An 18,457-nucleotide genomic window follows, 5' to 3' on the forward strand; every position below is an offset into this window, starting at 1 on the left:
TGATAAAGACATCGTTATGCTCCGCAATGCCGGACGCGAAGCATGTAGTGGTTGCGATTGCGTTTTCGCTGATGTTGCAGGGCTGCAAAAAAGCGGACGATACCGGGCCGTCAACTCTTGTGACAGTGCAGGCTGAGCATCCGGAGACGGGTGCGATCTCGGAGTACATCATGGCGGATGCGACGCTTTCGCCGTTGGCGCAGGCTGCGATCTCTCCAAAGATCACAGCGCCGGTACGGAAGTTCTACGTGCAGCGCGGGGCGAAGGTGAGGGCAGGACAATTGCTGGCCGTGCTCGAGAATCGCGACCTTGCAGCGCAGGCGATGGACAGCAATGGCCAATACAAGGCAGCGGAAGCGGCTTATGAGATGCAGACGAAAGCCCAGGTTCCGGAAGACTACAAAAAGGCGGAGTTGGATCTCGCGCAAGCCAAAGCACAGCTAAGCCTTCAGGAAGAGATTACTGCCGCGCGCGAGAAGCTGCTGAAGGAAGGCGCTATTGCGGGTAGAGATTACGACACGGCTGTTGCTGCACTTGTGCAGGCGCGGTCGGCGTATGACGTTGCCAACAATCATTATTCTTCTTTGCAGCGGGTGAGCCGTGAGGCGACGCTTCAGCAGGCGCAAGGGCAACTGTCTTCTGCCAAGGGGAAGTATCTGGCCGCAGAGGCGCAGGTGGTTTACTCCGAGATTCGCAGTCCAATAGACGGCGTCGTCACAGACCGCCCTTTGTTTCCGGGAGAGACTGCCAACTCCGGCAGCACACTTATCACAGTGATGGACACCTCGGCGTTGTTGGCGAAGGTCCATCTGGCTCAAACGGTAGCTCAGCGCCTGAGCATCGGTGACGACGCAACAGTCAAGGTGCCAGGTGTCGAGGAGCCGGTTCCGGCGAAGGTATCGTTGATCAGCCCGGCGCTAGACCCTGGCAGTACTACGGTGGAGGTGTGGCTTCGGGTTGAGAACAAGGCTGGAAAGTACAAGGCCGGTACTCCGGTGCGGACATCGATCGTTGGCCGTACCGTTACTAACGCAGTCAAGATTCCTTTGACCGCTGTTCTGACCAGTCAGGATGGATCGAAGTCTGCGATGGTAGTTGGTCCCGACAGCATCGCCCACAAGAGGGCCATCCAACTCGGCATCAATGACGGTCAGGACATCCAGGTGACGCAAGGGCTGACGAACGTCGACCTGGTTGTTACTACAGGGGCTTATGGGCTGGACGATGGTACGAAGGTGCAGATTGGCAAACCCGATGCAGAAGGCGGGGAGGCCAAATAAATGGAGCACAGTGCTGTTGATCAAGAGCAAAGTTTCTGGCTGATACGCTTCCGCGGCCCCATACTATTCTTTCTGATCGTCCTTTCGCTTACCGGTATCTATGCCTCGCAACGTGTTCCGATATCGGTCTTCCCCGAAACCAACTTTCCTCGTGTTGTGATCGGGGTTGACAACGGCGTGATGCCAGTCGAACAGATGCAGGTCACCATCACGAAGCCGATCGAGGATGCAATGAATGCGGTGCCGGGGCTGGTCACCGTCCGTTCCACGACAAGCCGTGGATCTGCTGAGGTGAGCCTCTTCTTCGACTGGGGCGTCGATATGTTTCGCACACTCCAGTTGGTCGATGCGGCGCTCAGCAAGACGCGCCAGACACTACCAGCTACTGCCACGATTACGACGAACCGGCTGACGTTTGCGACATTTCCCGTCGTCGGTTACAGCCTCACCTCCGACCGTTTGTCGCAGACGCAGTTGTGGGAGATTGCGACGTACCAGCTAAGGCCGCCGCTGAATCGCGTTCCCGGAGTCAGAACTGTCGTTGTGCAGGGAGGCAAGGTCCCGGAGTTTCACATCGTCCCCAACATGGCGCGTATGCAGACGGCCGGTGTCACGATCCTCGACCTGGTAAATGCCGTGCAGGTGTCGAATATCATCGATTCGCCCGGCCTCTACGAGGCAGACCACCAACTCATCCTGGGCCTTATTGGAGCGCAGGCGCACGATGCGGACCAGCTTGGCCGCCTGGTGGTGAAGGCCACAGCAGGGGGCGCGGCAGTCCGCGTCTCCGATGTAGCGACGGTCCAGCAGGGTGTGCTTCCTGTCTACACCACCGTCACTGCAAACGATCGGCCCGCAGTGCTGTTGAACATAACGCGTCAACCATCAAGCAACACCGTCACAGTGGCCGATGCGGTTGCATCTGAAGTCCAGCAACTGAAGAAGACGCTTCCGCCCGGGGTCCGCCTGGAGCCTTTCTACGACCAGTCGGAGCTTGTTCGCGAGAGCATCCGGAGTGTGCGTGACGCTATTCTGATCGGACTTGTGCTTGCCTGCATCATCCTGTTCCTGTTCCTGGGCGATTGGACATCCTCTGTGGTTGCCGGACTGGTGATTCCGGTCACCGTAGCGATCACGATCCTCTTCCTGTGGATCATCGGGGAAAGCTTCAACCTGATGACTCTGGGAGGACTTGCCGCGGCAATTGGCCTTGTTATCGACGATGCCATCGTCGTCGTCGAAAATATCGTGTTGCATCGCGACTCGGGCGAATCGCGCGCCAACGCAGCCAGGCTGGCGCTGCGAGAGATTGCTGTCCCTCTTGTGGGTTCGACCATCACTCCGGTCGTCGTCTTCCTGCCGCTGATCTCGGTCACTGGCGTGACGGGCAGTTTCTTTCGCGCGCTTGCGATTACGATGACTGCCGCGCTCCTTACATCGCTTCTTCTCGCTGTAACCTGGACGCCTGCGCTAAGTCTGATTCTGCTGCGTGAACGCGGGCATGCAGCCGGTACGCCGCATGAGGAACATGGCCGCTTTATGCGGAAGATCCTGAACTGGCATGAGCGTGGTCTTGCCTGGTCGCTCGACAGGCCGTTCGCTTTGGTTGCCATCTGCGCGGTGCTCGTTTTTGGCAGTTGGCTGGGGTATCGGTCGCTGGGTTCCGACCTGCTGCCGGAGATGGATGAGGGAGGATTCATCCTCGACTACATCATGCCGGCCGGCAGCTCCTTGAGTGAGACGAACCGCGTATTGAGCCACGTTGACCGCATTCTGCACGATATGCCTGAAGTCGAAAGCACATCGCGGCGTACAGGGCTTCAACTGGGGCTTGCGGCAGTCACTGAAGCCAACACGGGCGACATCTCCGTGAAACTCAAGAGCAAGCGAGATCGCGGTATCGACGAGGTCATCGCCGATGCGCGCGCACAAATCAAGAAGACGGAACCGGCTCTCGACATTGAATTTACCCAGGTGCTCCAGGACATGATCGGTGACTTGTCCAACGCTCCAGAGCCGATTCAGATCAAGGTGTTTGCAAACGATCCCCTCTTGTTGGCGGAGTTAGGGCCGCGCATCGGCGATGCCATCAGCAAGATCGGTGGTGTTGTCGATGTGCAGAACGGTATCGACAATACGATCAGCGGGCCGGCGACCAACTTTCAGATAGATCCCAGTGTTGCGGGCCGTCTTGGCTTTACGCCTACTGAAGTAGCGGAAGATGCCACGTCGATTCTCGATGGAGTGACGACGACGGACCCGTTGATTGCAAATGGGCGTCCATACACAGTGCGTGTGCGGCTTGGAGACGAGACCCGTAAGTCGCTGGATACGATCCAGAATGTTGTCTTCAACAGCTCCACCGGGAAGCTCGCAAACCTTGGATCGCTGGCGCAGATTACGCAGTTGCCTCCTCAAAATGAGATCAAGCGTGAGAACCTCCAGCAACTGATTACCGTGACCGGAAGGCTCGAAGGCTCCGACCTTGGCACGGCGATTTCGAAGGTGCAGCAGACGATTCAGGCGATGCGCCTGCCTCCAACCGTGCGCATTGAATATGGAGGAACCTACCAGGAGCAGCAACAATCGTTCCATGAGCTGCTGCGCGTGCTCCTGCTTTCGCTTGCCCTGGTATTCGGCGTTCTGCTGGTGGAGTTTCGTAACTTCTATGCTCCTACAGCGATCCTGATATCGTCGATTCTCTCCATTGCAGGCGTTGTCTTCGCTCTGCTGGCGACGCGCACGACCTTCAATGTCGCGTCGTTCATGGGCGTCATTATGGTGATCGGCATCGTCGCGAAAAACGGCATTCTACTGCTCGATGCCGATGAGCGCTATCGTCGCGATGGCGTCTCCGCTAGAGATGCGATGGTCCATGCCGCCCAGCGTCGTCTGCGGCCTATCCTGATGACCGCGACTGCGGCGGTGTGCGGCATGTTGCCGCTGGCGTTCGCGCTGGGTTCAGGGTCGCAGATGTTGCAGCCGCTGGCGATCGCAGTCATCGGCGGCCTGTTGATCTCGATGGTATTGAGCTTGATCGTTACGCCGGTGGTTTACTACCTGCTGACCAGATCGCATTCCGTGAGCGCAGAAGAGAGGCCCGCGACAATGTCGCGGGCCTCGTAACCGGCAAGCCGATAAAGATTACTTCTCAACGACAATCACTTCAAAGCTGTCGGGAACGATCGTTGGCCGCGGATGAGGCATCGTCGCTGTAGCGGCAGGTGCCGGTGCGAACTGAGCGGTGACGAGATAAATGCGTCCTGTCAAAGAATCGAGAGTCATGGTTCGGGCTCCCTTGGCTGTATTCAACGTCTGGACCGTTGGGAAGCCGGGCTTTGTTGTATCGATGACGCTCAGAGTGGCGCTGCCTCCGTTGGAGGAGAAGGCAAGGCCATTCTTCGGGTCGAAGCCGGCTGCGTCGGGCGAGTCGCCGATCGAGGCCAGCCCAAGCAGCTTGCCGGAGGTGTAATCGACAATCGCCATCTTTCCTCCATCGCAAACCGAGAACAGACGGTGGTGTGCATGGTCGATAGCCATGCCCGATGGCGAATCGCAACCTTGAAGCGGCCATGTCGCAACGATCTTTTGTGTCGCGGCATCCAGCTTCACAATGGAATTTTTGTCTTCGATGTTGACGTAAACAGCCCCATGGCCATCGGCGTGCGGAAACTCCGGCTTGCCGGGTAACGCTACCGTCGCGATGATTCCGTTGGACGCCGTATCCATCACGGAGACGTTCTTGCTGCGGCCATTGAATGCCCATACCGTTTTCGTAGTGGGTTCATATGTAATGCCATCGGGATTTGTGCCCGCAGGCACAGTTGCTTTGATGGAGAGGCTTGCCCGGTCGAAGACCACGATGGCGTTTCCCGCGCCGTCGCTGATGTAACCTGTCTTGCCGTCGGGATTTAATGCAACGCCGTGTGTACTCTTTAGCCCGGTTACGGCTCCAAGGGACTTTCCGGTTTTGCTGTCGACGACTTCGACGCGGGAGTTGTGCGTGATGTAGAGCCGATGCGCGGCGTCATCGCTCAGTAAATAGTCCCAGCCACCCTGGCCGCCAACCTTCCAGTGGTTGGAGACGTGGTAGTTCTGGGCAGTGGCTGACACTGCAAGTGAGAGGAGGGTCAGAGCAACTGCTCCCGGAAAAGTGCGCATGGGGGAACTCCTGAATGAGGACTCGGCGAATCGCCGGCCTGCCAAGAGTAAGAAGGTTAGCTTAATTCAACCTGAAAGGTTCATGAAGATAAGATGAGCAGTCGATCAAGACTGCCCATCTCACTCGTGCTTCAGTATTTAGGTGCGGCTATATTGGGATTCGGATGGAGCTGGGTAGTTTGTTGCCAGATGAGGAGTCTCCAGCCTCTGATTCAACCGATGTCTGGAATTCAGGCAGGCCTCAAGTATGCCTGTAGTAAGCAGAGTGCGCTGGACAGGGTAAGGCGTCGCGCGAGCCTGGTACATCTGGTCGATCTTTCCAGCGAGACAGGCGGAATACGTCTCATTCGGCGCGGGCGACATAAAGAACTGCGTGGAGACGGTATTCTGCCCCGCCAGCCGCACGGCGATATTGAAGTCCCTGACGGCCCCGTTGAGCATCAGCAGCGTCGCTTTGGTCCCATCGGCGTATTCAATGCAGTAGGCAGCCGGGTCCTTGACGAGTTGCGGCAACACGCCGTCGCCAACCAGGTCCTGATTGCGGCCGTCGAGCAAGGTCAATCCCATCGGCGTATCGCTGCGCGAGAGCGCGGAAGTAAGCAGCTCTTTGGACCAGCGCCCTGCCTGCCCTGCCGCCCATACGTCGTCGCCCTCAAGCAGTTGAACAGCTTTTACACCCGTCTCTCCTCCCCTGCGTCGCTCCAACATGCTCTGCATCGCTTCGAGAGCATCGAAGTCCATGCCATCGAGACGGCCAACGCCAACCATAACGGCCTCTTGAACGCGCTCTCCGTCGGGAACGTCGACATCCGGCAGGCGCCAGGTTACAGGCATCGACGAGCCTGCCATCAACGGGAAATTGAGGCGCTCGGCGGTCTTCACCATGCTTTGCGCTTCAACAAAGCTAAAGGAGAGCTGCTTGTGATTGAAGTAGGGAACGGAATGTCTTTCAGTCTCGAAGACCTGCGCGCATTGCTGGAAAAAATCGTAACGCGGAAGCAGCACCTGGTCCCTGCTATTGGTGCCGTAGGGATATTCATCGCACTGTTCGACGACCGTGAGAACGGCGTCGACTGCGATCTTGTCGCCACCGCAACGCAGCGCCTCCGGAATGTTGTGGCAGAGACGAAAACCGAACTGCTGCGCACGCGCCGGGCAGAGATCGTTCATGAGCCCCTGTTCCTCCGACGACGGCGCGGCAGGCTCCCATCGCTCATCGGGGGTGCGCTTTGCTCCCGGAGCAGGCGGTGGCGGCGGCTGCCGCCGTCTCGTTTTGCCGGCAAGGGCCAACTGAAACTCGTTGGCCGCCGCAGTTGCCTTGCGAATTCTCTCGTCGACATAAACGGAGACGACCTGCACGTTCGGCATATGCCAGTCGCCCTCGTAGGGGTAGCCCACGAGAAAACGATCGGCGATGGTTTGAAGATTCGAGCCGCGGCGATAGGTCGAGCCCAGGATTGCGAGACGCACCGGGCGCTCACCAGTCGCGGCATGCGCCTGCCCGAAGGCCGAGCGCAGCAGCGGAGGACACATCAACGCGGAGGACGACAGAGCAGAATAGCCAACGAAGCGGCGACGTGTCAGCATTAGCTTCTCCAGAAGGTGGACTTGGGATTGGGCTGGTAGTTTACGGCTGCCAGGTTGGGCGTCTGAAGTTGCTGGCCTTTCTTGTCGCTCTCAACGCCGGCGATCAACAGCCCACTGGTCAAAAGGGTTCGTTCAATCGGATACTGCGCCTTGCCGGTCAGGAACATCTGCTCGGCGTTCCACACCAACGGGCTGAAGAAGCTGGCCAACGTTGTGCGGCCGTCGGGCATCGGCAGATACATCTGTGTCGAAAACGGCTTCGACTGACCTTCGATGGTTGCGGCGAAGGTAAAGTCGCGGACCATTCCGTTCATCAGGATCATCGTGCTCAGCAGACCGTCGCGGTGCCGGTAATGATAGGCAACGGGGTCCGGCACCATTGCCTTCATCTGTTCGAGCGTGGGAAAGATATTCGTGTAGCTCGGGTCGCCGGACCTTAATGTTGAGCTTCGGCTGAGCGCGGATTTGAATAGCGCTTGCGACCAGACGCCATCCTGATGCGCCTTCCAGAAGGCAGGTCCGCGATAGGTCTGCACCCATTCGACACCGGTCTCCCCGCCCTTGCGCCGTTCGACCATGCATTGAATGGTCTCGAGCCCATGAAAGTCGTAGCTCGTCATTCCGCCATAACCTACGGAGAGGGCCTCTTTCGCGACCGCTCCCAGCGGAAACTCGACGGACGGAATTCTCCAAGTTACGGCGAGGCTGGAGCCTCCCTGCAATGGGAACTTGAGCTCGTGCGAGACATCCACCATCTTCTTGGACCAGTCCCAGTTCCACGAGAGTTCCTTGTCGTTGAAGTAGGGAACTGAACGCCCGCTCGAGCGGAATACGTTGGTGATCTGCTCGAAGAACTCATAGTGTGGGTGCATCATAATGCCGTTGGGGCTGAGCGGATATATGCCATGTTCCGCCACGACGACCACTCCATCGACGGCAAGTTTGCTTGTGCCCAGCGTCAGAGCATCGGCGATTGTGGGGCATATCTTCATGCCAGGATGCCGGTCCGCCCGCTCCTGAAAGAGGTCTCCTTCACCGCGCTGATCGACATAGAGCGAGACGACGTCCATCTCGGGCCGATGATAGGTGCCGTTCCATCCATAGCCGTCGAGGAGACGGTCGACGACGTGTTGAGGGTGGAGAAGTTTCTTGTACGAGGTCACTGCGGCCGCTAGTCGCGGACGTTTGACGGGCGATCCATTGGGGGCCATGGCAGATCCTTGGATACGGATATTTCGAAGTAGTCGATAACGGGAGGATATTACCTATGAATTACGTTTTGCTGCTAGGTCAAATGTCTTGTATGTTTTTCGATCTAAAAGAATCATTCGGATTCCTTGTATACTGACCCGCATGTTATCTGCTGAGAATGATATGCGAGCTACAGCCAGCCCCTGCACAATTCACGCCGTTCCGGGAGGTGGGCAGTGCTGACTCGCCGCAGATTTCTCCGCTATAGCGCCGCGGTGCCTGCCATTGTGGACCCATTACTCTGGGGCAGAAATTTATTGGAAAGCGGTGCGGCGGATCAGGCGGCTCCGCAGATTTCTCCGCAGGCGTTGGCGATCCACAAACGCGCCTTCATCTTTGACGGTCACGTCCATGCGTTGGACCGCGAGTTCTACCACGGCGGCAGTATGGGCGACAGAAGAGCCGACGGGCAGTGGGATCTGCCGCGAGCGCGTGAAGGCGGCGAAGGCGCGTTTTTTCTGTCGATCTTCGTTCCAGAGGAGTATTACCCCAACCGCTTCGAGACAAAGCAAACGTTACGGCGGGTCGATCATGCTCTCCGTCAGCTTGAAGAAAACCGATCGGTGGTCGAGCTTGCGCTGAACGCAAATGACGTCGAACGCATTCGCGCGAAAGGCAAGATGGCGGCGGTGCTGGATATTGAAGGAAGCTATGATCTCGATGGCGATCTGGGAGTGCTGCGGGATCTCCATCGTCTGGGCCTGCGCTCCGCTCAGCTTTCGGCGCACAACTGGAACCAGAACTACTCCGACTCCTGCTGTTCGACGCCAAAGTTTGGCGGCCTGACAGCTCATGGCCGCGATGTCATTCGAGAGATGAACCGCCTGGGAATGATGATTAACGTCTCACATTCTTCAGATGACACCATCTCGCAGGTGATCGATATCAGCGACAGGCCAGTTATCGCAACTCACCACGGCCTGCGCAGCGTGAACAACATTCCGAGAAATATGCCGGATGGGCTGCTAAAAAAGTTAGCTGCTAAAGGTGGAATCATCGGATTTCAAATCGGCAGCGAGTTCAGTTATCCCAAGGAGTATGAGTGGCTGACCGCACAACGAGGAAAGACCTTCTTCGATACCTCGAGCATTCCCGACAGGGTCAAAGGCAAAACGATCTACGAGGTGGATCAGTTGGTTGCGCCGCAGTTCCCCATGCTTGGCGCACATGTGCCGGAGTCGGTCATGATGGCTGTCGATGACTGGGTGGCCGTTGTCGACCGGGCCATTCATCTGGTCGGCGAAGACCACGTTGCGCTCGGAACCGACTTTGACGGCGGACCTACTCTGGCGCGCGGCATGAGAGATGTCCGCGATCTGCCTATGATTACCGATGCCATGTTGCGCAGGGGATACACAGAAGAGCGCATCGACAAATTCTGGGGAGGCAATCTGTTACGGTTCTTCCACCAGGTAAGCCGCTCTTAGTCTTTCTTGTGTCAAAATGTCACAAAATTGTCTCAGGATTGTATTTTGGTGATAATTCGCCTTCTGCAATAAGAGATTTCTGTACACACTAGAAGTGTCGGTACAGGTGGCAGAACATGAGCAAGATTCTCGTAATTGAAGACGATCCACGCATCCAAAAAGCCCTTCAGCGGCAATTTACGACGGAAGGATTTGACGTTCACGCCGCAGTCAATGGAACCGATGGGCTTGCCGCAGCGCTGGCGATCAAGCCTGACGCGGTTATTCTCGACCTGATGCTGCCAGGAATGTCTGGCCGCGACGTCTGCAAAAACATCAAAAATTCATTGCCGGATACGCCCGTCCTCATCTTGAGCGCTGTAACCGAGGTTGCGGACAAGGTTCTCCTGCTTGAGATTGGTGCTGACGACTACATCACAAAACCATTCAGCCCGCGCGAGCTGTTGGCCCGCTTGCAGGCGGCGTTGCGTCGCGGCCGTCGTGAGGAACGCAGCGAAGTAGCCAGTTTTGGCAATGTCACGGCGGATTTTGCGCGCATGGAAGTTCGAAAGGACGGAAAGCCCGTCGTCATGACAGCTCACGAACTCAAGCTGCTGCGCTACTTCATCGATCATGCGGAGCGAGTAATTACGCGGGAGAAGCTGCTGACCGACGTATGGGGTTATCATTCCTATCCCACCACGAGGACCGTAGACAATCAGGTGATGAAGCTCAGACAGAAGCTCGAACCCGATCCTGCGCGCCCGCATTTCTTTCGTACGATGCACGGCATCGGATATAAGTTCGTCGGCGGGCAGTGAACTGGCTGAACCGGCATGTTCATAAAAAACATCCTCGATCGGCTTCGCATGCGCACCAGGCTGCTGGTGCCGTTACTGTTCATCTTTTTCGGCTGGACGCTGCTGAGCTTCCTCATCCTCCGTGTCATTGTTGAGCAGCAGACGCGAAGCGACCTCAGCTCCGACCTGGCCCACTCCATTACGACCTATCAGAATCTCCAGCACTATCACCGCGAGATGATGCACCGCGAATCTGTCCTCATGGCGGATCTCCCGACCATTAAAGCGCTGATGACCTCGGAAGATAAGAAGACAATTGAAGATGCCGGAACCGAATTCTGGCGCACCAGCGACAGCGATCTATTTGCACTCTTTACTCCCGATTTCAAGCTGGCGGCCGGATACAGGCGCGACTCGGTGCTGCATGCATCCGAGTTCGAAAATTCGATTCAGCCTCATCTGCGCGCGGCAGAAGACTCCTTTTACCTGGTGCTTGATGGGAGCCTTTACGAGGTTGCTGCACAGCCGATCATCTTTGGCGACCACGTAACCGGTTCCACGCTCGGATATATTGCCGTTGGCTACGCGCTTGATAAGCGCGTAGCGCAGCAGGTCAGTCAGGCCGCGGCCGCGGAGGTTGCATTTGCAGATCGAGGCAACCTGCTTGTTGCTACTCTCAGTCCCGATCTTCAGGGCCAACTGCGAGCAGTTCTTCCTCAAATTCAAAATGACGCACAAGGAAAGACGGTGAGGCTTGGTGGTCAGCGGTATCTTGCCGCGGCCATCCCATTGCAGACGCACGGAATCGGCGCTCCACGCCCACTCCTGGTGGTGTTGAAATCCTTTGAGCAGGGGCAGGCCCTGATCATGCGTGTCAACCGCTGGGTTACGGCGCTGGGGCTTCTGGTATTGTGCGCCGGCGCTGCAATCCTCCTGTCCATCTCGCAGTCCATTACGCGCCCGCTGGCTTCTTTGATGGAAGGAGTTCGTGCAGTCGGCGGGGGCAACTACACCTATCGCATCCGCGACGAAGGAGCGGAAGAGGTTCGTGAGCTGAGCCGCGCCTTCGATCGCATGCGAACGCAGCTGCAGCAATCGCAGAAGGAGCTTGTGCAGGCTGAACGCCTGGCTACGATTGGCCGCATGGCGAGTTCGATCTCTCACGATCTGCGGCATTATCTTTCAGCTATTTACGCAAATGCCGAGTTTATGAGTGAAGCGAACATTCCGCAGGCCGAGCGCGAAGAGCTTTTGGCCGAGGTGAGCACGGCAGTCCATGGTATGACCGATCTGCTCGACTCCCTCTTATTATTCAGCCAGACCGGCAGGGCTTTGCACCGGCACTTTGAATCGATTGCGCTCATTCTGCAGCGTGCCGTTGCTATGCTGCGTTCGCATCCGGCAGCGCGCGATGTGCAAATATCGCTACTTGGGCTATCTCCATTGACAGCGTATGTCGATGCGAAGAAACTGGGTCGCGCTGTCTACAACCTGCTGCTGAATGGCTGCGAAGCCGCAAAGCAAAGCTCGCAAGCTCCAGCAGTCAGCCTTACGCTTGTGGAAGACCCCAACTCCATACGCATCTGCATTTCAGATAACGGGGCCGGTGTCGCCGAGACTGTCAAGCGAACAATGTTCATGCCGTTCGTCAGTGAAGGCAAACAGAGTGGAACAGGGCTGGGTTTGACCCTCTCTGAGCACATTGCATCGGAGCATGGCGGGCATATTGAGTTCGAGCGCACATCCGATAACCTGACCGTATTTTCTATGGTGTTACCCAAAGTTACAGAGCAGGCGTCTACCGATGCAGTCATCGGGACCAGTGCGCCTACGGAGACAACATCATGAACCTCCCATTCGCTTTTCGCCCACGGCTCCTGACCTCAAGAGTGGTCTTGTGTCTCCTCTGTGTTGATCTTGCATGTACGGGAAGCCTGATGCGTGGGCAATCTACTGGGGCTGACACTTCCGCGCTTACTCCCGAGGCGCAGCTCAAACAGATTGCGACCCGGCTTGACGCTGCACAGGAGAAGCTGCGGGATTCACAACATGAGATCGATCAGCTTCAGCAACAACTAGCCGCTCTGCGCACGCAGTTAGCTGCAAGCGCTTCTACGGAAAAAGTGCCTGCTGTGGAAAGCGCCAGCGCTCCACCGCCTGAGATGTCGGAGCGCGTTGATGTTCTCGAATCGCAGGTGGCGCAACACGATCAGTCGAAGGTGGAGAGCGTTTCGAAATATCCCGTTCGCTTTACGGGGCTCGTTCTCTTCAATGCCTTTACCAACAGCGGCACTGTCGACAACTTCGATCTACCCTCGCTGGCAGTTGCGCCGGCCCCTGATGCGTCCACGCGCAGTTCGGGAGCCAGCATGCGTCAGACAATTTTAGGAGTCCATGCGGTTGGACCTCGTCTGCTTGGCGCCTCGAGTCAGGCGGACGTCAACTTCGATTTTTACGGTGGAATTCCATACAACAGCTTCGGCACGAGCGGCGGTCTTGTTCGCCTTCGCACGGGAAGTGCGCGCCTCGCGTGGCAACGCGATACAGCAGAGGTTGGGTTCGTTGAGCCATTGATCTCTCCGCTCTCGCCGAGTTCGTATGCGACTGTAGCTGAACCCGGGATGGCGTGGGCAGGCAACCTGTGGACATGGGCCCCCCAGTTGAGCTACAAGCATCTCTTCGCCGGTCCGCGCAACGGTGATCTCGGGTGGCAGTTTGGCCTTTGGGATCCGCCGGCAGCCGGTTATAACAATCCGGACGTCTATCGCGCGCCCTCGTCTGGCGAGCGCAGTGCTCAACCTGCCTATGAGACAAGATTTTCATACACACACGGAGAACAGGGTAGCCTCGCATATTTGCAACTCGGCGCAAGCGGATACTACTCTCGCCAAAGCTACACGGGGCGGAATGGAGACTCATGGGCAGTCACTGGTGACTGGAAGCTGCCGGTCACCCGATTCGTTGAGTTGAGCGGTGAAGTCTATCGAGGCCGCGCTCTCGGCGGACTTGGAGGCGGCGTTTATAAGGATGTCGTCAACGGCGCCGATCCAATTACCGGACGCGCCACGTTCCGTCTGCTCAATGACGTCGGAGGGTGGTCGCAGGCAAAGGTGCGTTTTACACGGCTTCTTGAAGCTAACGGGGCATTCGGTCAAGACAACGGCTTTGCCCGCGACTTCCACTCGCTCATTCTTTCGCCAACCGCTGGAGCAGTGCAGCTTCGCGCGCGAAATCAGATGATCTCTGCAAACCTGATCTATACGCCGCGGACTTACCTGATTATATCGCCGGAATATCGGCGTATCCGTACATCTCCCATCAACAGCGCAGCATCGGTGGCAAACCTCTTTACGCTCTCTTTTGGGTATCGCTTCTAGGAACGGTCATTTTCATGATGAAGCTCGACAAAACTTCCAAGCCCGCAATGCTATTGCTTCTGGCAGCAACGGCATTGCCAGGGTTGTATGCCCAGGAAGGCGATGTGATCGCCAAAGTTCGCGTCAATGAAGTGACTCCGGCAGCTCATGCAAAACACATCTCGCCTGCGAATGTGGTGCTTTGGCTTACGCCTCTTGATAGACCCTTGCCTGCACCTGTACCGAAACAACATGTCCGGCTCATCCAGAAGAACAAGGAATTCAGCCCGCATTTACTGGTTATTCCCATCGGCACCAGCGTCGATTTTCCCAATCTCGATCCGTTCTTTCACAATGTCTTCTCGTTGTTCAACGGCAGGCGGTTCGATCTGGGGCTGTATGAGGCAGGTTCGCATCGTGCGGTGAGCTTCGATCGCGAAGGCGTTTCCTACATCTTCTGCAATATCCATCCAGAGATGGGAGCGGTGGTTGTCTCCTTGAGGTCTCCTTACTATGCGATCTCATCCGCTGATGGCACCATCGTTGTTCATGGAGTACCTCCAGGCAAATATCGTGTTGAAACCTGGGCGGAACAGCTTCAGCCCGCTTCGGCAGATGAAGCGGAACGCATCGTTCAGATAGCGGCGCGAGGCGTATCTTTAGGCGATCTGATTTTTGTTCCAGGCGCCGATCCACTGGCACATCACAAAAATAAGTTCGGCAAAGATTATTCTCCGCAACCAAACCAGTATTGATGCCTGTCGGTGGGGCGGTGCATAAGCAGTCGCATGCCTGCTAATAATTCGTTATGATCCAAAAGCGCAAGCTAACGCTGGAGGAACATGACAAGCCCTGAGGATTTGAGTCAACCAAAGTCTGAATCACAGTCGGCGACGACCAACCGCAGGGAGTTCCTGCAAGGCTCACTCGCTGCCGTTGGCGTCACGATGGTCGCTCCCGGAACACTCTCGGCATCTGCCCCGGAACAGGCTAAGAAGCGGCCCAACCTTGTATTTTTCTTTGGAGAAGGGCAGCGGGCCGATGCCTTGTCCATTGCCGGAAATCCTGTTCTGAAGACGCCGAATCACGATCGTATCGGCAAGGAAGGGATGTTTTTCCAGAATGCCTTTTGCACCAATGCGCTTTGCGCTCCAGCGCGTGCCACAGCGCTGACGGGGCTTTATTCAAAAAGCAGCGGCGCGCTGGATAACACAAAGCCGCACCAACCATTGCCCAAGGACATCCCGCTCTTTACCGAAATTCTTCATGAAGCGGGATACGAAGTTGCAATTCTGGGAAAGGTGCATGTTCGCAACGGAGTGGAAGATCGCTACTGGGATTACTACTTCGGGCACAATGATCCGAGCAATAACTATGCGAACCCTCTATTTAAAGAGGGGCGTAAAGGAAAGATCGGCGAGCAGAAGCAGTACTTCGGTGTCTACCCCGACGACCTTACGGTAGATCGCGCTCTGGCCTGGCTTGAGGAGGACCGTGGCGATAAGCCGTTCTGCCTTCTGGTCTGGTTCGTCGCTCCGCATGAACCGTTCTTCCGCGCGCGACGCCATTTCGATCTATATCGCTCGACTGCAATTCCGAAGCCAGCCACCTTCGACGACGATCTGAAGGGTTATCCGGGAAAGCCAAAGGGGTTTGTCGACGCAGAAAACAAAATCGGCACCACAATGTCGCACACGGCCTGCGGCTCGCACGAGGGCATTGTGAAAGATTATTACTCTGGCCTTGTTGCTGTAGACGAAAACATTGGGCGCATTCTCTCTTATCTTGAGAAGAAGAACATTCTCGACGACACCGCAATCGTGCACAGCTCCGACCATGGCTATTTTCTTGGCGAGTTCAGGCTCTTCGACAAGCGCCTCATGCACGAACCGTCCATTCGTGTGCCGCTCATGATTCGCTATCCACACAGGATTCCCGCGGGCACAGTCCGCAGTGAGATGGTTCTCGACACGGACCTTGCCCCGACCTTCCTCGATCTTGCCGGTGTTGCCATTCCCGAACACATGCAGGGTAAGAGTGTGCTTCCACTCGCAAAAGCTCCCGATCCATCATTTCGAAAAGAGTGGTACTACGAGTACTACGAATGGCCAAACCCCGAAGCGGTTCCACCTCACCGTGGCATCCGGACAGAGCGCTATAAGTTGATTCACTATGTGAACGAGCCGCAGGAGTTTGAACTTTACGACCTTCAAAACGATCCCGGCGAGACAAAGAATCTCTATGGCAGGCCAGAGGTCGCTGCATTGCAGCAGCAGTTGGGCGAACTGTTGAACGTGCTCAGGAATGAAGTCCCGGAATTGAAGGAGAAAGCGCACGTTTAGAGTTCGATCCTTAAAATGATTCCTGAAACCCAACCACTTTGTGGAATGCGGCTGAAAGAAAGCCGCTTAATTGCAGGCCGGAGCATTGACATCGCGTTGGAATACCGAGTAACGTAATCCCACTACCGGGCCCTTATCAGGGAGGCATGTCCCCGCATGACTGCTGATAAACGCGATATGGTTCGGGTTGAGCCCACGCTGCAACTTGCAGGCTCCGCCAAAAAACTCTTCTTCTCTGGCCCTCCACAGGGCCTCAGTGGAACCATCCCGCTCGTCAACAATAGCGCGGGAAAACAAAAGCTGCGAAGCGTCGGCCTGAAGTCCCGTTCGCTCAGGGGGGCTGCGCAACTGCCGTTAGGCGAGATGCCCTTCTTCGCAAAGCTATATCCGGGCGAGCAGGCGAGTGTCCCCGGAACCATCGTGCTCGACTCCAGCACATCGCCTGGACGCTACGAATTTGAGCTGACCGTGGGAGACCGCACTCTCGCTGCGGAAGCGCATGTCGAGGAGGTCGTCGACCTCCGCATGGACCCCGCGCAGATCACCATACTCGCCGGCGGCGATACAACTTACACCAGAACCTTTATCGCCGAGAATGCGGGCAACGTCGATCTGCCAACAGGTGCTCAGTGCGAGGCCCCGATCTTCGATTCGTTCGATCTGGCTTCGGCGCTTGTCGCCGGCATTAACGACTCTGATAAGGCGTCAGTCGAGTCCATGGTGAAGGGGATTCTTCTGCACTGGGGCGATCTTCAGGCGGGAACGCTCGTCACCCGGCGGGACCCAATCGTGTTGCATCCCGGCCAGAGGCTCTCGGTCGATGTGACCTTCGACCTTCCCGCGAGCCTGAAGCCTTTGCGGCATTACCACGCAAATCTTCAGCTCTACAATGCGACGCTTTCTGTTGATATCTATACCACGGCCAACTACGGTGCCCGCGCTGCCCGGCGCAAAGCGAAGGAGAGCACACCATGAGCAAGGGTGGAACCCCGTCTATTCCGAATCCGTGGACCATCAAGCTCGGCAGTGATGGCTCGACGGTTCACATCGATACCGATCTCGATAACATCCACATCGCCGAGATTGCTCCCATCAATGTGAACTCAACCCTGGCTGTGACGCAGCCTGTCGTGACGCAATCGACGAGCAATAGCGACTCCAAGCTCGATCTCAAGGTGGAACCGCTCTCCGTTACAAGCGATTCAAACTCCGTCGTCGACCTGAAGCCGGTCGCTGTCGACTCCTGCCAGACCATCAAGATTGCTCCTCTGCCGCCAATAAGAATGGAGCAGCCGTATTCGCAGCACTTCGGCTTTACGTTTATGGGAATGGAGCTGTTCGGGTTTACGACCTCCGGCCGTTACGAAACGCTGTTGAACGATCCTGTGAAGCCGGCGCACACACATTGCAACTGCCACGCGCAGCAGCCGCAGGTATCGCAGCAGAAGTCGCAGTCTGGTTCCCAAGGTTCTCAAGATGGTGGCCTTCGCGTGCGGATCAGTGGCAATCGGTAGATCGAAAATCTTGCATGAGCTAAGGAGACAGCTATGAACACTCAACAAAGTCGCTATTCGGGGCCTTGCACGGAGTCGAAAGGCCCCGAGGTGTTCTACGGTTACTGTCACGACACCCGTAGGATGCGGATGATGGATTACAACGACTACGTCGGAAATGTTCAGAAGGGATATACCAATCTGTATCAAAGCCCTACGACAGCTTTGCAGCAGATGGTGGATATGGCGCAGGCTGCATCAACAACGGCTACTCCTGCTCCACAGCACCACGGAAAGCGTCATCATGGCTGCAACTGCCACGAAGAGGATGATTGCGGCTGCGACTGCTGCATTCGGTGCGCGGACACGGTCGAATATGCGCGTTGCGGCGAGACCCGCAAGATCCTCATCACCTTCGATAACGATTCGCGGCGCGAACGCCAGGTGACTCTCGAGTTCGGTTCGTTCCTGACCGATAGCGGACAGCAGTTGCCCTGGAAGGGCTCCCTGTCCGATACAACCTTCACTCTGCCGCCATGCGGAGAAAAGACCGTTGCCATCACTGTATCGATCGACTGCGGGCAGTCAACCGATACCACCGATGCTGCGGGAGTTGCTCGTATAAATGCTGCATTGGATTCATGCAAGGTTGGCTATGCAACGCTCAAAGCCGATGGCTGCCTGATTCGCCCCATCGTCGTCGCTGTAGCTGTGCTCCCCGACCGTTGCGGCTCTCATCGTGTCGGCTGCCTATGCGGCTGCTGCTGACACTAGTTTTCGT

At 56.7% G+C, this 18,457-nt stretch carries 14 protein-coding genes; 11 read left to right on the top strand and 3 right to left on the bottom strand.

What is annotated here, in order from left to right:
• The first annotated feature begins 26 nt into the window (after window positions 1-26).
• Window positions 27-1,280 carry an efflux RND transporter periplasmic adaptor subunit gene (locus tag JSS95_11390; GenBank protein ID MBS1800419.1) on the top strand — a complete coding sequence of 418 codons (1,254 nt, stop codon included), beginning with the start codon at window positions 27-29 and terminating at the stop codon, window positions 1,278-1,280.
• A complete protein-coding gene (locus JSS95_11395) occupies window positions 1,281-4,406 on the top strand; it encodes an efflux RND transporter permease subunit (GenBank protein ID MBS1800420.1) in 3,126 nt (1,041 codons plus the stop codon).
• Between the two features lie 18 nt (window positions 4,407-4,424).
• Here the strand turns inward: JSS95_11395 and JSS95_11400 are convergent, their stop codons facing one another.
• From JSS95_11400 to JSS95_11410, 3 genes are all read right to left on the bottom strand, one after another.
• Window positions 4,425-5,441: a YncE family protein gene (locus tag JSS95_11400; protein MBS1800421.1), complete on the bottom strand. Its 1,017-nt coding sequence runs from the start codon at window positions 5,439-5,441 to the stop codon at window positions 4,425-4,427.
• A 138-nt stretch (window positions 5,442-5,579) separates the two neighbouring features.
• Window positions 5,580-6,611 (bottom strand): hypothetical protein, encoded by a 1,032-nt coding sequence (locus JSS95_11405; protein MBS1800422.1) that lies wholly within the window; start codon window positions 6,609-6,611, stop codon window positions 5,580-5,582.
• 416 nt (window positions 6,612-7,027) lie between these two features.
• On the bottom strand, window positions 7,028-8,239 hold the full coding sequence (locus JSS95_11410; protein MBS1800423.1) for a hypothetical protein: 1,212 nt from the start codon (window positions 8,237-8,239) through the stop codon (window positions 7,028-7,030).
• A 216-nt stretch (window positions 8,240-8,455) separates the two neighbouring features.
• On the opposite strand from JSS95_11410, the gene JSS95_11415 reads away from it, so the two are divergent.
• The 9 genes from JSS95_11415 (at window position 8,456) to JSS95_11455 (ending at window position 18,444) form a co-directional block, all read left to right on the top strand.
• Window positions 8,456-9,706 carry a membrane dipeptidase gene (locus JSS95_11415; GenBank protein MBS1800424.1) on the top strand — a complete coding sequence of 417 codons (1,251 nt, stop codon included), beginning with the start codon at window positions 8,456-8,458 and terminating at the stop codon, window positions 9,704-9,706.
• A 116-nt stretch (window positions 9,707-9,822) separates the two neighbouring features.
• On the top strand, window positions 9,823-10,506 hold the full coding sequence (locus JSS95_11420; GenBank protein ID MBS1800425.1) for a response regulator transcription factor: 684 nt from the start codon (window positions 9,823-9,825) through the stop codon (window positions 10,504-10,506).
• A gap of 15 nt (window positions 10,507-10,521) precedes the next feature.
• A complete protein-coding gene (locus tag JSS95_11425; protein ID MBS1800426.1) occupies window positions 10,522-12,333 on the top strand; it encodes a HAMP domain-containing histidine kinase in 1,812 nt (603 codons plus the stop codon).
• 89 nt (window positions 12,334-12,422) lie between these two features.
• On the top strand, window positions 12,423-13,862 hold the full coding sequence (locus JSS95_11430; protein ID MBS1800427.1) for a hypothetical protein: 1,440 nt from the start codon (window positions 12,423-12,425) through the stop codon (window positions 13,860-13,862).
• Window positions 13,863-13,876: 14 nt separating this feature from the next.
• Window positions 13,877-14,596, top strand: coding sequence for a hypothetical protein (locus JSS95_11435; GenBank protein ID MBS1800428.1), 720 nt, complete (start codon window positions 13,877-13,879; stop codon window positions 14,594-14,596).
• 87 nt (window positions 14,597-14,683) lie between these two features.
• Window positions 14,684-16,183 carry a sulfatase gene (locus JSS95_11440; protein MBS1800429.1) on the top strand — a complete coding sequence of 500 codons (1,500 nt, stop codon included), beginning with the start codon at window positions 14,684-14,686 and terminating at the stop codon, window positions 16,181-16,183.
• A gap of 156 nt (window positions 16,184-16,339) precedes the next feature.
• Window positions 16,340-17,158, top strand: a complete 819-nt coding sequence (locus tag JSS95_11445; protein MBS1800430.1) for a hypothetical protein — start codon at window positions 16,340-16,342, stop codon at window positions 17,156-17,158.
• Window positions 17,155-17,697 (top strand): hypothetical protein, encoded by a 543-nt coding sequence (locus JSS95_11450; protein MBS1800431.1) that lies wholly within the window; start codon window positions 17,155-17,157, stop codon window positions 17,695-17,697. The genes JSS95_11445 and JSS95_11450 overlap by 4 nt, the downstream gene beginning before the upstream one ends.
• A 33-nt stretch (window positions 17,698-17,730) precedes the next feature.
• On the top strand, window positions 17,731-18,444 hold the full coding sequence (locus JSS95_11455; GenBank protein ID MBS1800432.1) for a hypothetical protein: 714 nt from the start codon (window positions 17,731-17,733) through the stop codon (window positions 18,442-18,444).
• The last annotated feature ends 13 nt before the right edge of the window (window positions 18,445-18,457 follow it).

The sequence above is a fragment of the Acidobacteriota bacterium genome (assembly GCA_018268895.1).
Lineage (GTDB): Bacteria > Acidobacteriota > Terriglobia > Terriglobales > Acidobacteriaceae > Edaphobacter.